Below are 13,530 nucleotides of genomic sequence, written 5' to 3'. Positions count from 1 at the left end.
GGATAAAGAGCCGTGCCGCCGTGGTTTTTTTAACTTGCTGATTATTCTTTCTTCTCTTCTTCATGCCCGTGCCGGTGGTGGATGTCGGGGCGGTGGGCATGGGTGTGCCGGGTCTCCTCATGGTAGTGCCGGCCAGTTCCGGCGGTTTTGAACGGGTGATGGACGTCGGGTTCGTAGTAGTGCTCGTGGTAGACGGCTGTGTGGACGTGGATGTGGTCGTGGTGCTCGCCGAAGAGGAGGGCTGCTCCGGCGATCATCAGGGGCAGCGAGAGGAGGAGTTGCAGGCCGGGGGCGTCGGTGAAGAGTGCTAGCGATAGAGCTGTGCCTGCGAATGGTGCGATGCCGAACCAGGCGCTGGTCCGGGCTGCACCCATGCCTCTGGAGGCTAGGATGAACATGACAATGCTGAGCCCGTAGCTCAAGGCGCCTACGATCAGCACTATGATTACAGGAGTAATCCCTGCAGGCATGGGCCGGCTCAGGGTGGTGGCAAGGACCAGGGAGAAAGTTCCCGCAGCCAGGCCTTTGAACAGTCCGATAGTGACGGGATCTTTGGCCGATATTCTGCAGGTCACGTTGTTGTCGATGCCCCAGAAGATACATGCTCCTACTACGGCGAGGGCACCTGCGGAAATTCCGAAGGCGCCTGAAAGATCGAGGGTCAGTACGGCGGCTGCCATGGTTATCAGGCCTATGGCAACCCATACCCTGCGTCCGACCGCTTCCCTGAAGGCCAGGACGGCAATAGTCGTTGTGGCCACGCACTCGAAGTTCAGTAACAGCGATGCTGTAGCAGCCGGCGTGCTTTGCAGGCCCAGCATCAGCAGGATCGGGGCTATGACGCCGCCGGCGATGGCCGAGACGGCCAGCCAGGGGAGGTCGGCTTTAGACAGGCCTGCTTCACGCTTCACTGTACGTAACCTACCGACAATTTTGGTCAGCAGCAGCCCCGCCCCGCAGCCTAAGTATAGCAGGGCCGCGAGGACAATCGGGTCCACGCTGCCTAGCAGTGCCTTGGCCAGCGGCGCGCTGGCGCCGAACAGCGCCGCCCCGCCGACTGCCAGAAATACCGGGTAGATCTGCTGCCGGTCCATCGTACGTATCTCTCCCTCCGCTATTTTTTCATCGGAACCGTGAATAAAGTATCCAGTAATTACCGCAAAATATCTAACCGGGCGGAACCTACCGCTATTTATGCGCCTGAAGGCTCTGCTGTACCTGCTCATCACCGCGATCTTAGCAACGTCACTCCTGACGTCGGGATGTACCCTGCCCCGGGCTTCTCCTGCTTCAACGGGCACCCCGGATCCTGGCTCGCCGGCGGACACCGGAATACCTGAAATCTCCGATATGTCCCTTGTGGAGACAGCGCTTGAAAGCAAGCCTGTTTTCATCGAGTTCGGCGCCCCCTGGTGCGGGTGGTGCGACCTGGAAAAGCCTGTGCTGGAAGATCTCTCAGCCGAGTATCCTGGTATCGCTTTCTATAGCGTGAACGTCGACGAAAGCCGCAGCCTGGCAGACGATTTCTACATTAAAGGCATCCCGGCGATGTATCTGATCGTTAAGAAAAACCCTGACGGCAGCTATCAGTACATAGACATGGCCGGTAAGACGAACAGTGATCGTTTGAAGTCTATGATCAGAGGGTACCGGACCTACGATCAGCTCAAGCCGTTAATGGATGCGGCTGTAGCCGCGAGGTAAACTATACTTAAGTTAGCTTTTCGGTTTACTATTCTTCGAGATCTGCGACTCTGTAATGTGATCTGTGCGCTGCGATAATCTGTGCTTCTGGTGGGGCGCAGTGTCTGTTTTGCGCTCCATGCTGTTATGCTGACCTGTGGCTCATTGCCTTTATCTGAGCGCAATAAATTATAAGCCCGCAGGCGCATAGTATGAGTTTGAACGCCGGTGCCGTTATGGTCATGAAAGGTCTTGAGTTACCCCCAGAGAGCCTTGTGCAGTGCGAAAATCTGATCGCGGATTCTATCGTGAAGATCGTGGAGCTCAGCAACTCCAGCGGAGCGGCCATCGCTCTGAGCGGCGGCATCGACTCGGCGCTGGTGGCGACGCTGGCTTCCCGGGTGGTTGACGTGCACGCGCTGCTCTTGCCGGACCACGCTTCGACGACTCCCGAGGACATGAAGGATGCGGAGTCGCTCGCAAAAGACCTGGGCATCGACTACGAGATCATCGAGATCGGAGACCTGGTGCAAGGCATCTATGACAGGAGGCCTAAGATCGGCCCCGCCGAATGCAGGCTCGCCTATGCTAACATCAAGCCCCGGCTACGCATGATCATGAACTACTTTGCCGCCAACCTCGATGACCGGGTCGTGCTGGGCACGGGTAACAAGACCGAGCTGCTCATGGGCTACTTCACCAAGTACGGCGACGGTGGAGTCGACATACTGCCTATTGGCGACCTCTACAAGACCCGGGTGCGGCAGATGGCAAAACACGTGGGCGTGCCTGAAGCGATCATCAAAAAGCCTCCCTCTGCAGGCTTGTGGGCGGGCCAGACTGACGAGGCTGAAATGGGCGCCACCTACGAGGAGATCGATTCTATTCTCTACGCAGTGTTCGACCTCGGCATGTCGCTGGAAGAGGTGGAGAAAGCCACAGGTGCCAGCGATGCTACGATTAAGATGGTCATGGAGCGGGTCAAGAACAGCGAGCACAAGCGCAGTATGCCGCCTGTGGTAGGAATAGAGCAGGCGCTGGTGAGAAAATAAAGAGTATAAGATGAAGAAGTGATTTTTCCTTCTTCACCTTGACGAGCTTAATGTAGCGTCAATATCACCGCTCGTTACATACAGGTACTTAAGATCTTCTTTCGAATTATACTCTAAATGTACCTTTGAATCTACTATATTGTATTTAATATGGCCCTCGCTGTGACCTTTAGAATTACTAAAAGCCGAATACTCAGGACCTATGCTTGAATGTTCACTTGCCATCAGCCACAGGTAATGCTGTGTTACATCTGCGAGCGTTTTAGTATCATCGCCACGGGGAACTTCATGGCCGTCAGTCAGATCTGCGATTGTACCTGAATCTGCTGCATATGGATTGCTACCCCACGAAGCCGATGTTGCTGTCACCATCCGGTCCCGGTTATCTACCTGCATATCCCCGTCCTCGTCGCCATAAATCATATTATCGTTGTCCAGCATATCGATGTGAATCTTGCCGGTATCATCAAATTGCATCACTGTTGAAAATATCTCTAATATGCCGTGGGCAGTGTCAGTATATGTTATCCTTACCTGGACATTTTGTTTACTGGGTCCTCCCCCGTGTAATGGGATAGTCTCAATTTCCAGGAAGGGGTTAAGGCTATCATCAGCGGGCCTCCAGGAGCTCTGGTAATCTCGGCCATTGTTTCTTTTAACAAGGTCAAAGGTAAACAAGGTTACTGGTGTATACCCTTCATCGAGGATCATTTCCTGCGTATTCATCCCATCTACGGCAGCATGGTGTTGCGGTTCCCTCCCAGTTTTTAGGGTTGCCTTCACTATTGTGGAGTCAAGGGGATCTAACTCTGCTGTCGCCTTTGTACGTTCTCTGATAAAATCTCTCCATGCCACGGCGTAATCTGATTTTATCTTGATGATGATATCCCTGCCCTGGTCCACTGGATTGGAGTAGTCCAGAGCTGGATCTGCATTATATCTAGGATATATCTGGGTGAAGCCAGCGGGGTCTGATCGTACACCGATTTGTACTTTGTTTCCGGAACTGGCTGTCAGACTTTCACTACCTTTTAGGCTCATGATGGGTAAAGTAAGTGTTTCTCCGTTGTATCCAAAGTCCGGGGGCGATATCATTATGCTACCACCGTCCGGGTATTTTTCCCATACTCCTCCGCCCTGGTATGCAACTTCTCCCTGATCTGTAACGCACTTTATGGTTCCTAATGTAGTATGAGATATAAGATTAGCCGGATCATCACTATCACGGTAAACCTCGATCCAGCTATTTGCGTCGCTACCGTCGATGATTATTTTCCCATCGTTAAGCTGGAAGGGTGTTTCCTGGTATATGGAGGTGCTAAACCGGGCTTTGCTAATCCTGGAGTCCGCAGTTGTAAATGCCTGCTCTATATGGTTGAACTGGGCAGTATCTTTAGAACTGTTGACGGTAGGCATGGTCATGAGTATAATGATCGATAGCCCGGCGACGACTATACCTATCAGCAGTATGTAGCCAAACATTTCTGTAAGGCCATTATCATCCAGTTTCATACTGTTTTTCTGTATTTTACTCATGGTTCGTACCATCCTATCGTCTCCTCATACTTATGTAGAGCCAGAATTTATCGTCACTATCTCAGTAGTGGGTAGTGTATTCACAGTTATTCCGGTCGTCGGGGAAGTGTACGTTTTTTCCATAACCAGCGGATTATTAGTACCAGATGTCTTAGCAAACCCAAGCTCATCCTCGAAGTATTCTAAGAGACATTTATTGTAGTCTACATCGCCGCTTGTAATGGTAACTTTGATATGCTTGACATTATTGTAGGTGTGAACGGAAGGCTGGGATACATCCGGATTGCTTTTTTGATAGCGGTAAAATGTACTGAACGATATCCTGGCAAGAGTTGTCCCCGTCATCGTGAAGTCTTTGTAGTTTAACTCGATCAGTGGTATGACTAATACGGGGGTGTCTGGATTGGGGCCGTATTTATCCGTGAACGTGTATATTGGCGGGTTTTTAATAACTGGATAGCTGTACGTATCTTTTCTAAATACCCCTCCCAGGAGGTATGCTAGACTCGTATCGTCTTTTGAATACTCAAGGATACCTAATGTAATACTATCCCCTACACCAATTTTACATGGTTCGGTACCCGTTTCATCTGTATAGTAATCTATGTGGATGTCACCTGCATTTCTGAGTGTAATAGTACCTCCATACAGCTTTAGTTCAGACTGCTGGTACGGGGTCTTAAAAAGGGCTACATTATTGCCGTTCTCAGAGATCAGATCAAAGCCCTCGATCATGTTTTGCATATGGCTTTGATCAACGTATTTATTATATACTGGCAGCCCGATTACGAAAACCAGGGCGACTGAGGTAAGCAATATCCCGCTGATAATGATGAAACCTACTGTGTTAGATACCGCTTCGTCAGGCTTTGATACTGGCATGTATATCAGACTTCCTTTATCGAAATCTCGTTCGCGGACGGGTTGAAATTTATTTCCAGATTGTAAGTGTTGCATATTATGGTGCAGGCGTCCACCGGGTACTGCGTGTTGTAAGTAGCGATAGTGTAAATGTCCGGGTCGGATGCGTAAATGACTTTCACTTTTCCCCTCTGCGCAGCATTATCTGGTATGATCTCAACTATGTACTGTTTGCCAGAATATGGCCGGGGAATATCGAATTGTCTGGCGCTGGCAGAACTTGCCGCAACTTGATAAGCAGCGAGTGAATAATCACCCGTATACTCGTTGAGCTGCAGCTCGTTCGAGTAGTCCGAGAGCTGGTTAGCTATGATACTTGCGGCGATATCCAGTTCCTCGCCCATAATAATCTGATCGCTTTTCGCAATGATGGACTGCAGGTTCAACAGGAGTACTGAGAAGAGTATCGCAGCTATGATTATGGTTAACATATACTCAACCAGGAGGCTTGCTCCTGCATCGTCTTTATCTACGGGCATCGTAAAGATCACGCTACTTGTCTCTTATCTGGACATTCTTCAATACGACGGAACTTACTCCGCCTGGCATCTCAGATGCTCTCGCTTTCACCTGTACATCGACTTTTTTCTCTGTCGTCGTCACTGTCCACGTGTAGATTGTACTGGTGTCACCATCGGGAAGTAGACTGAGCACATCAGTCAAAACAGGGCTAGATCCCGCCCCGATAGCGGTAGGTTTAACAAGCTCTAACTGTACATTATGCAGGTCGCTCGTGCCAGTGTTATGCACGGCCGCAGTTACTTTGAATGAGTAATCGTCAATACGTGTTGCAGTGAAACTTTCGATATCCATATCATAGGTCTCTGTACTTCCACCGCCACCCGAGGCCGGGTCATTCTCTCTGATTGATACCGTGGCAATGACCGGGTAAGCAGGGGCTCCTGTTACTGCATTATTGAAGCTGGCAGGAGTCAGTTCGACGGTAAATGTTTCGTGAGCTGTCCCTTCATAGCTGGTATCGTCATTTGTGGGGACTGTGATAACTCCTGTCGTAAATCCTTTAGCGATGTTGATCGAGCCCGTAGTCGCTCCGGTGATGTCCGAAGACGTAGCAGTTCCGCCAAAGTTGATCTTATAGGTTATGGTAACATCATCAGTGTACCAGTTAGAAAGGGATACCGTCAGGGCTGCCGGCGAGCCTTCGTTCACAATGATGTCATACGTGCCGGGAGAGCCGGCAGAGTTTGGTATGAAGTAAGCGCTTGGAATAGGTTGAGCCGGAGGGGTTCCTCCAGACGGCTTTCCCGTTAGTAGCAGATATTTTACAGTTGAATCCTTATCTGTAATTATAAGATTCCAGCTTGTTTCTGTAGTCGGTAGAGTAATAAATGGTAAATTTTCTCTAGAATAATCGACATATTTACCCTTAGAGTTTGTCAGGTAGTTTATCGCCGTGAAATAATTATCCATGTACTGAGTTCTGACTGACCCGACGTGCTCGTTATTGTAAGAGCGCGCAGCCTCTTTTATCGTCATTTGCTTGATCGATATATCTTCATATTTCGATCCGTCCATAAATCCCAGGTACGCAACGTTAGTGGCATATATAATGTTGTTTAGCATCAGGGCAATAATGACGATAATAATCGCAAGCAAGATCGCACATGTTAGAATAACTTGTCCGGCATCGTCTTTACGGTCAACCATCTACATCACCCACAGGGTTAGCCTTATTTCAACGACGTTATGTAAACTTGGGGCTAAGGCTGAGTCTGGATTTGTACTTATATCCGGGATTACAATTTTACCGTTAGTTTCCAAAAGGCTGGGTATTTGAGCAATCCCCACTGGATCTTCTGTCTGATCATGCAGGGCAACGTACCTAGATACGGTAACGCTATTGTCCGAGGGGTCACCGTTCCAGATCATTTTTCTTGAAAACACGTTTCCGTTCGTATCCGGGTATCTAATCTCGACATTATAAGCAATACCACTTTCAGAGAATGCAAATGTCAGCGCTTTCTCGAGGTATGTCGTAGGAACATGTTCAGTCGTGGATGTATAACCTTTGAAGTGTCCCACTCCACTACTATCGATACCTTCGAAAGTATACCAGTCACCAGGGAGTAGCGGTGGAGAAACGGTATCGTCACCGACGAGCCAGTAGCATATGCTCTGCTCCAGCCTTGAAGGAGTGGTTTCAGAAACAATAACATCCGGCACGGCAGGCATTTCATCTAGCGAAGTAAGGATATCCTGGCCCATATTTTGAAGTTCGTATTTGATATGCTGGTTAGTAAACGATGTCGTCAATGGGGTGACAGAAGTTGCCTGTACGACGACTGCCAGGACTGCTAATAGGATAAACGTGGCTATGAAAGCTTCTATTGTCTGAACCTGGCCCTGAGGATTACGTGCGCTTACCATGTCACCACACCCTCACAATCAATATGGCCTCAGTATATGTTCCAGCCGGGCTACTGGTATCGTGAATGTACACAAACCTTTTACTCTGGCCTACGTTTGAGCCGACAGGATCGCCGTCTGGTGAGATGATCGCATGAGTCAGCGGACTACCTGGGCCAGGCGTAATAATTTCCATCTGTACCTTGTAGAACTGTTCTGACGGGGTAGCGGCAGATTTGCCAAACGATTTTTCATATCCGAGACCAAGGTGCTTTTTCGTCAGATCAACGATGGCCGGGTCAAGATCCGGGCTGCTTTTATCGATGTATTTCCAGAGGTCCTCATATGCTACCTTTTTAATTATTCCCGGGGTGGGCGCACCCTCATAGACGCCCAGGCCTGTATCAACGAGCTTATTCTCAACAAGTACGCCAGCAGCTCTGTCCGCTGCCATTGTAAGCTCGTCGGAGTTAGACTGAAACGGAGTGAACATCCTCGGTATGAACGCGAAAACGAAGATGAACACCAGTAGAAACAGAGTTATCCCTATCAGAAAGTCTAAGCTAGTCTGCCCCTCGCCATTCTTCTTTATTCGCTTCATACATTTCGTCCTTGACCCCCGTCTTAGACCCCCGAAGCGATTACTAAGTAACTAAATTACTTATTTTATAAGAAGTTATCGTCAAATAATCAAATAAATATCTCTTAAAAGCTTAATGTTGTAAAAAAGCTCCGGCAGCATAAGCTGCCGGCATCCGGCTTATATGCTCTGCAAGCTCAGCTTCGTGTACAGGACACCTTCAGTGATATACAGGTACTTGATATCCTCGCTGGACACGTACGAGAGCTGGAAGGTGGATTGGCCTCCGTCATATTTCTGCTTGCCGATGACCTCGTAGAACGGGCCCTCGTATTGATCGCTGTTCTGCTGGTCGTATTTGGCCATGACCCACAGGTAGTGCTCTGTCACGTCGTGCAGCGTCTTAACGTCTCCTCCGACGACGTCTGTGTAGGTGGTATCGTCGTAGTCGATCCTCATGGTGCTGCTATCGAAGACGTTCATGTCGTTGCCCCAGGTTACGGAGGGGTCGCCTTCGTAGGTCATCTCGATGGTGCGGCTCATGAAGTCGATGTCGATGGAGCCGTCTGCTTTCCGGTCGAACGGGATCATGGTGCTGAAGAGCTCTGTCTGGGTACCGTGAGTGTACTTGTATTCGATGTACGCGTACTCGTGGTTGTCGTTAGTGGTCGTCCGGCTGACGGTCATGAGCAGGTCCGGGTCCGGCACGTTGTTCTGGTTTTGCGAGGGGACGCCATAGGTGATCGTGTAGTCGTTACCGGTGTTTCTCAGGACCAGGTTGAGCTTGAATGCCTTAACTGGTGCTTGTACTCCGGTTTCCATGGACTTGGTGGTGAACCCGGAGCTAACCAGCCCGCTTTGTACTGGTATGCCCGACTTGAGCGATACATTAACGGTCTTATTTTTAGCGTCAACCTCGGCCTGGGCGCGCGTACGCTCGTTGATGTACTCCGCCCACGCCTGGTAATAGTCGGACTTAATAGACAGGTTGATCGCGTGTCCCGGGGGGACGGGGTTTCCGCCCACGCCTTCCTTCGGGTAGATCAGGGTCGGCGAACTGGAGTTGACGTTGATGACCACCTGGCTGTTGCCCGAAGCAGCCATGGTCTCGTCGCCTTTGATCCTCGTCACCGGCAGCGTCAGGGTAACGCCGTTGTAGTCGAAGACTGGCGGGGAGATCATGATGCTTCCTCCGTCGGGGTAGAGCGTCCAGATGCCGCCGTCCTGGTAGGCTATCTGCCTGTCGCCGACCTGGCACGAGATGGTGCCCATGCTGCCGTTATAGATCTCTGTCACGCCGTCGATATCGTAGACGATGATGTGGCTGTTGTCCCAGGAATCGTTGATCGTCACGGTGCTGTCTCTAAGCTCGAACGGCGCTTCCTGGAAGATGGATGTGCTGAACCTCGCCTTGCTCAGTTTGGACTCAGCTACGGTGAAAGCCTGTTCGACGCCGTTGTAGTTGGCGTCGGTCTTGGCATCCGTGATGGTATGCATGCCCAGAGTCAGGACTATTGTTATCCCTACAGTGACCAGTGCCAGGAGTAGTATTACCCCCATAGTTTCGGAGACGGCTGCGCCGTCATAGATCTTGCTACACTGCATACGATCAAGTCCGTTCATGTCTTTCCTTGGTCTCCGGCTCTTCATCCTCTAGTTCGCCTCTATCGTCAGGTACGACTGGATTAGCTGCAGACGAATACCTGAAGGGTATGATTTACTGACTATGACTTCACCGTCCGGTCCCCCGGACCTGGTGAACCCGAAAGTGTCCACGAAATACCTGCCGAAGGCGTCTGCATAGTCATTCTTCATCTTGACGTCCACCCTCTTCACGTCGAAGTGGGCGACTGTAGGGAGAGAAATGGTCTGGGACATCTTGCTGTAGTACGGGGTGAGGAATAGTATCCTGGTCAGCCCGTTACCCGCTACCCCTACGTTGCTGTTATACACGGTGATCGTCGGCATGATCAGCGAGTCCGGGGACGAGTGGATTGGAGGATCGACAAGCATGACTGAGCCTGACTGGTAATCCCTGCATACGCCTCCGTCAATGTAGGCTACCCGGTCCTCTCCTTTAGTGTACTCGAGGACTCTCAGGGTTGTGTTGTTGGAGCCGATGAGGCTTGTACCTCCGGTGTCTCCGTAGTACGATATCTCCATGTAGCCGGCATCCCGGGTGGCGAGCGTGCCCCCGTAGATCTTCAGCTCGGAGGAGGAGAAGGGCGATTTGTGCATGGCTACCGTGTTGCCGTTGTAGGCGATGATGCTGAAGCTCTGCTCGACGTTGGCCATGTGGCTCTGGTCGATGTAAGAATTGTAAGCCGGAAGGCCGGCAGAGTAGACGGCGAAGAACGCCAGCAGCATGATTGCGGTGAGCAGGATGAAGCTGATAGACTCGGAGACCGCGTCCGAATTGTGGTGGAGTGGTCTCATCATACTCCCTCCAGGACGATCTGGTTACCTACGCTATCGTAGTACATGTAGATGCTCTGGCTCGGGCTGTACAGGCTGACCGGCCGGACGCTGACGTCGGAGTGGAAACTGGCACTTTTGCTAAGTGTGATTTCAGACTGGTAGCCTATGTTAACCGTGCCGGATTTCGTCGCCGGGTCGTAGGTGACGCTCACCTTGTACTGCTGACCGTTGACCAGGCCGGGCAGCTCGATGTACTCCGCGGATCCCCTGACGTCGCTAGTATATTGAGAGTCACTGTACTGGCTGGTGTACACTTCGTTGGAGAACCCGGAGATGCGGCTCGCCACGTCGTTCGAGACGATACCCAGCTCGTTACCGATGACAACCCGATCTACGCTGATGAAGGTGGTGTAGAGTACCATGATAAAGATTGAGAACATCACGGCCGTGATGGTCATCAGGAAGACGTACTCGATCAGTACGCTTACTCCCGAATCGTCGTCCTTTATGAATATTTTTGAGCTCATTGGCAATCCTGTCCCGGTCCTGTCTATGGTGGTGGCCCGCTGTACGTTCTCGTGGTCGTATAGCTGTACGCTACGTTGTCGATCTTATCGTTTGCAGTGATGACGATGTTCAGCGTCACGCTGTACGGCTTCGTCTTGTCGATCCAGAGGAGCTTTGCAGAGACCGTGTTGCTGTAGCCTCCCGGCCCGGTGATGTCGTGCTTTTCGTAGATGTTTCTGAGGTCCCCTGAGGATAGCAGCTGGAGGTTGGTTGCACCTGCAATCGTGACCCTGGTAGTGAAGTCGCCGAAGTCGTACGTGCCCGGGTCAATGGTGATCGGTACTGTCACGGTAATGTAGTCTAACGTCACGTGGCCGCTCCTCTTGTCGGTGTGGGTGGCGGAGGGTGATCCTACCGACGGGGGATGCGTGGATATGCCCGGGGGAATGATGGGCAGGCAGTTGATCATGACTGAGTTAGATACAGCCGTTCCGTTGGAGGCATAAAGGGTCTGCATACCCTGCATCAGGCTCAGGTACCTGAACGTGGCTTTGCCGTTGCTGTCCGTGACTGCAGATGTGATGGGGCTGCCGCTCGACAGGTCCTGGAACTCTCCCTCCGTGGCATGGAGGCTAACCCGAACGTCTCCCATGGGTATGTTGGTATTCTGGTCCATCACCTGGACGTAAATGAGGGTAAAGTCGTTGCCATCCGGGACGATGGTGGTCTTGTTCGTGCCCATGACGATCCTCGGCACGCCTCCCGTTGGGGTCGGAGTGGCCGACGGAGTCGGAGTAGGAGTTGCCGCGCCCGAGTTATACTCGTAATTAGTGGTGATTCTGTAGGTGTAATTGAAGCTCTTCTCGAAAATGTTGAGGCGGGTATCGGTTGCCTGATAAGTCATACTGGGGCCGCTAATTGGCCTGGGCGTGGCAGACGGTTCCACCGTGATATACAGGCCTTCGGCCACGGTCATCGAGTTAACCGCTTTCGCATAGTCGTTCATATACTGCTGGAACTTGACCGGGTCGCCTCCTGTCTGCTCATAGGCAAGCATGGACTCGTCGATCGTGGCCTCTTTAATGGCTCGCTGCTCGTAGCCCGACTGTCCCATGAAGCCCAGGTAAGCCACGTTGTTGGAGTAGATCACGTTGTTCAGCATCAGCGTGATAATCACCAGAATAATGGCAAAGAGGAATGCGCAGGTAAGCATAACCTGGCCTGAATGGTCGCCCCTCATCTACATCACCCACATTGTCAGCTTTACATATGCCGTATTGTGAAGGCTCGTGCCCGGGCTGATATCCGGCAGAACCATAAAGTCATCGTATCTCGTACCGACAGGGATCTCGTTATTGCCGTCGTGCAGGACCACCAGCCTCGAGACTGTCACCGAGTTTTCCGAAGGGTCACCGTTCCATATCATCTTGGACAGGCGCACTTTCCCGTTCTCGTCCGGGAAGCTGACCTCGACGTTGAAAGCTACTCCGTTGTTGGCGAATGCATATGTCAGGGCGCTGGAAAGCGGAGTATTTAGTGGTGGGTAGCTGGCGTTAGTGGCGCTGACGTAAGTCGTGTTATTCCAGGTGTAGACATCGTAGTAGGAGTATACGCTCCAGTCTACGATGCTCTTCTTTAGTTGCGATGGTACGTTCGGGTTGGTGTTGTTCACCAGCTTGGTCTGGTCCAGCGTCGACAACACATCGTTGCCCATGTTCTGGAGTTCCAGCTTTACGTGCTGGTTGGTGAACGAGGTCGAAAGGGGGGTAACCGACGTAGTCTGGACTACGATGGATAGTACTATGATGATAATGAATGCAGCAGCCAGGCCTTCGATCGTGTGGAGCTGTCCTCTGTCGTCACGCATGCGCATCACCACACCCTGACTGTGATAATCGCAGACCGGCCCGGATAGGCGTCGATGCCCGACCCTGCCTGGTCCCTGATGAGGGCATACCGTTTGCTCTGGCCCACATTTGTAGTGCCCGGCCTCTCTCCGTTATTCATTACGATAGCCGACTTTCCCTGTTCCTCGATGACTACCTCAAGGTTGTACTGAGTAGTGCCGCTCGTGTTCAGCCCGAGGCTCTGCCTGAGCTGGGTGCTGGTCGAAGGATTGGAGAGGTCAGTGTTAAACTGGGCTATCGTTGCAGAATCCAGGATGCAGGGCTGCTTGTTGCCAGCGCTGCCGGTGGCGAGCACGTTCTCGACGAGTACCGCGGCGGCTCTGTCAGCGGCCATGGTGATCTCATCCGAGTTAGAGTGAAAAGGAGAGAACATGCCGGGGATGAAGGCAAACACGAAGATGAACGTAAGTAAGAATATAGTTACGCCTATCAGGTAGTCGAGGCTTAATTGACCGCTGTTATCAGTATAGGACCGTTCCATTTTGCATGGCCACCCAGTCCCCCCAAATAATACAGAATGGACTTTCGATATATTAACCTATCGGTATTTACTCAAATT

General features: G+C 51.4%; 15 protein-coding genes. 2 read left to right on the top strand and 13 right to left on the bottom strand.

Features of this window, described 5'->3' with window-relative positions; translation table 11 throughout:
- Nucleotides 1-41: 41 nt before the first annotated feature.
- On the bottom strand, nucleotides 42-1,094 hold the full coding sequence (locus ACPLPM_RS16550; protein ID WP_424357873.1) for a DMT family transporter: 1,053 nt from the start codon (nucleotides 1,092-1,094) through the stop codon (nucleotides 42-44).
- Between the two features lie 100 nt (nucleotides 1,095-1,194).
- Between ACPLPM_RS16550 and ACPLPM_RS16545 the strand changes: the two genes are divergently transcribed.
- Both ACPLPM_RS16545 and ACPLPM_RS16540 read left to right on the top strand, forming a co-directional pair.
- A complete protein-coding gene (locus ACPLPM_RS16545) occupies nucleotides 1,195-1,704 on the top strand; it encodes a thioredoxin family protein (RefSeq protein WP_424357872.1) in 510 nt (169 codons plus the stop codon).
- 215 nt (nucleotides 1,705-1,919) lie between these two features.
- Nucleotides 1,920-2,735, top strand: a complete 816-nt coding sequence (locus tag ACPLPM_RS16540; RefSeq protein ID WP_424357871.1) for an NAD+ synthase — start codon at nucleotides 1,920-1,922, stop codon at nucleotides 2,733-2,735.
- A 33-nt stretch (nucleotides 2,736-2,768) separates the two neighbouring features.
- On the opposite strand, the gene ACPLPM_RS16535 is transcribed toward ACPLPM_RS16540, so the two are convergent.
- From ACPLPM_RS16535 to ACPLPM_RS16480, 12 genes are all read right to left on the bottom strand, one after another.
- On the bottom strand, nucleotides 2,769-4,271 hold the full coding sequence (locus ACPLPM_RS16535; protein WP_424357870.1) for a DUF7289 family protein: 1,503 nt from the start codon (nucleotides 4,269-4,271) through the stop codon (nucleotides 2,769-2,771).
- 30 nt (nucleotides 4,272-4,301) lie between these two features.
- Nucleotides 4,302-5,153 (bottom strand): DUF7289 family protein, encoded by an 852-nt coding sequence (locus tag ACPLPM_RS16530; RefSeq protein WP_424357869.1) that lies wholly within the window; start codon nucleotides 5,151-5,153, stop codon nucleotides 4,302-4,304.
- A gap of 5 nt (nucleotides 5,154-5,158) precedes the next feature.
- Nucleotides 5,159-5,671: a hypothetical protein gene (locus tag ACPLPM_RS16525; RefSeq protein WP_424357868.1), complete on the bottom strand. Its 513-nt coding sequence runs from the start codon at nucleotides 5,669-5,671 to the stop codon at nucleotides 5,159-5,161.
- A 13-nt stretch (nucleotides 5,672-5,684) separates the two neighbouring features.
- Nucleotides 5,685-6,860: a hypothetical protein gene (locus ACPLPM_RS16520; protein WP_424357867.1), complete on the bottom strand. Its 1,176-nt coding sequence runs from the start codon at nucleotides 6,858-6,860 to the stop codon at nucleotides 5,685-5,687.
- Complete coding sequence (locus ACPLPM_RS16515; RefSeq protein WP_424357866.1) at nucleotides 6,861-7,580, bottom strand: DUF7288 family protein; 720 nt, start codon at nucleotides 7,578-7,580, stop codon at nucleotides 6,861-6,863.
- 1 nt (nucleotide 7,581) lies between these two features.
- Nucleotides 7,582-8,160, bottom strand: coding sequence for a DUF7287 family protein (locus ACPLPM_RS16510; protein ID WP_424357865.1), 579 nt, complete (start codon nucleotides 8,158-8,160; stop codon nucleotides 7,582-7,584).
- 159 nt (nucleotides 8,161-8,319) lie between these two features.
- The gene (locus ACPLPM_RS16505; RefSeq protein ID WP_424357864.1) at nucleotides 8,320-9,762 is read right to left on the bottom strand and encodes a DUF7289 family protein; all 1,443 of its coding nucleotides are present in this window, start codon (nucleotides 9,760-9,762) and stop codon (nucleotides 8,320-8,322) included.
- Nucleotides 9,763-9,792: 30 nt separating this feature from the next.
- Nucleotides 9,793-10,578, bottom strand: coding sequence for a DUF7289 family protein (locus ACPLPM_RS16500; RefSeq protein ID WP_424357863.1), 786 nt, complete (start codon nucleotides 10,576-10,578; stop codon nucleotides 9,793-9,795).
- The gene (locus tag ACPLPM_RS16495) at nucleotides 10,575-11,084 is read right to left on the bottom strand and encodes a hypothetical protein (RefSeq protein WP_424357862.1); all 510 of its coding nucleotides are present in this window, start codon (nucleotides 11,082-11,084) and stop codon (nucleotides 10,575-10,577) included. Before ACPLPM_RS16495 ends, ACPLPM_RS16500 begins: the two co-directional genes overlap by 4 nt.
- A gap of 23 nt (nucleotides 11,085-11,107) precedes the next feature.
- A complete protein-coding gene (locus tag ACPLPM_RS16490; RefSeq protein WP_424357861.1) occupies nucleotides 11,108-12,304 on the bottom strand; it encodes a hypothetical protein in 1,197 nt (398 codons plus the stop codon).
- On the bottom strand, nucleotides 12,305-12,931 hold the full coding sequence (locus ACPLPM_RS16485; protein ID WP_424357860.1) for a DUF7288 family protein: 627 nt from the start codon (nucleotides 12,929-12,931) through the stop codon (nucleotides 12,305-12,307). It lies immediately after the preceding gene.
- A gap of 5 nt (nucleotides 12,932-12,936) precedes the next feature.
- Complete coding sequence (locus ACPLPM_RS16480; RefSeq protein ID WP_424357859.1) at nucleotides 12,937-13,452, bottom strand: DUF7287 family protein; 516 nt, start codon at nucleotides 13,450-13,452, stop codon at nucleotides 12,937-12,939.
- Nucleotides 13,453-13,530 lie beyond the last annotated feature (78 nt).

Origin of the sequence: Methanocella sp. MCL-LM, assembly GCF_049676595.1 — an archaeon.
GTDB lineage: Archaea > Halobacteriota > Methanocellia > Methanocellales > Methanocellaceae > Methanocella_A.
The sequence above is the reverse complement of the archived record's forward strand: the minus strand, read 5'-3'. Positions and strand labels throughout refer to the sequence as shown.

Excerpts from the sequence above, each read along its gene's own strand:
- ACPLPM_RS16550 (WP_424357873.1), bottom strand. The coding sequence starts at position 1,094 with ATGGACCGGCAGCAGATCTACCCGGTATTTCTGGCAGTCGGCGGGGCG.
- ACPLPM_RS16545 (WP_424357872.1), top strand. The coding sequence starts at position 1,195 with ATGCGCCTGAAGGCTCTGCTGTACCTGCTCATCACCGCGATCTTAGCA.
- ACPLPM_RS16540 (WP_424357871.1), top strand. The coding sequence starts at position 1,920 with ATGGTCATGAAAGGTCTTGAGTTACCCCCAGAGAGCCTTGTGCAGTGC.
- ACPLPM_RS16535 (WP_424357870.1), bottom strand. The coding sequence starts at position 4,271 with ATGAGTAAAATACAGAAAAACAGTATGAAACTGGATGATAATGGCCTT.
- ACPLPM_RS16530 (WP_424357869.1), bottom strand. The coding sequence starts at position 5,153 with ATGCCAGTATCAAAGCCTGACGAAGCGGTATCTAACACAGTAGGTTTC.
- ACPLPM_RS16525 (WP_424357868.1), bottom strand. The coding sequence starts at position 5,671 with ATGCCCGTAGATAAAGACGATGCAGGAGCAAGCCTCCTGGTTGAGTAT.
- ACPLPM_RS16520 (WP_424357867.1), bottom strand. The coding sequence starts at position 6,860 with ATGGTTGACCGTAAAGACGATGCCGGACAAGTTATTCTAACATGTGCG.
- ACPLPM_RS16515 (WP_424357866.1), bottom strand. The coding sequence starts at position 7,580 with ATGGTAAGCGCACGTAATCCTCAGGGCCAGGTTCAGACAATAGAAGCT.
- ACPLPM_RS16510 (WP_424357865.1), bottom strand. The coding sequence starts at position 8,160 with ATGAAGCGAATAAAGAAGAATGGCGAGGGGCAGACTAGCTTAGACTTT.
- ACPLPM_RS16505 (WP_424357864.1), bottom strand. The coding sequence starts at position 9,762 with ATGAACGGACTTGATCGTATGCAGTGTAGCAAGATCTATGACGGCGCA.
- ACPLPM_RS16500 (WP_424357863.1), bottom strand. The coding sequence starts at position 10,578 with ATGATGAGACCACTCCACCACAATTCGGACGCGGTCTCCGAGTCTATC.
- ACPLPM_RS16495 (WP_424357862.1), bottom strand. The coding sequence starts at position 11,084 with ATGAGCTCAAAAATATTCATAAAGGACGACGATTCGGGAGTAAGCGTA.
- ACPLPM_RS16490 (WP_424357861.1), bottom strand. The coding sequence starts at position 12,304 with ATGAGGGGCGACCATTCAGGCCAGGTTATGCTTACCTGCGCATTCCTC.
- ACPLPM_RS16485 (WP_424357860.1), bottom strand. The coding sequence starts at position 12,931 with ATGCGTGACGACAGAGGACAGCTCCACACGATCGAAGGCCTGGCTGCT.
- ACPLPM_RS16480 (WP_424357859.1), bottom strand. The coding sequence starts at position 13,452 with ATGGAACGGTCCTATACTGATAACAGCGGTCAATTAAGCCTCGACTAC.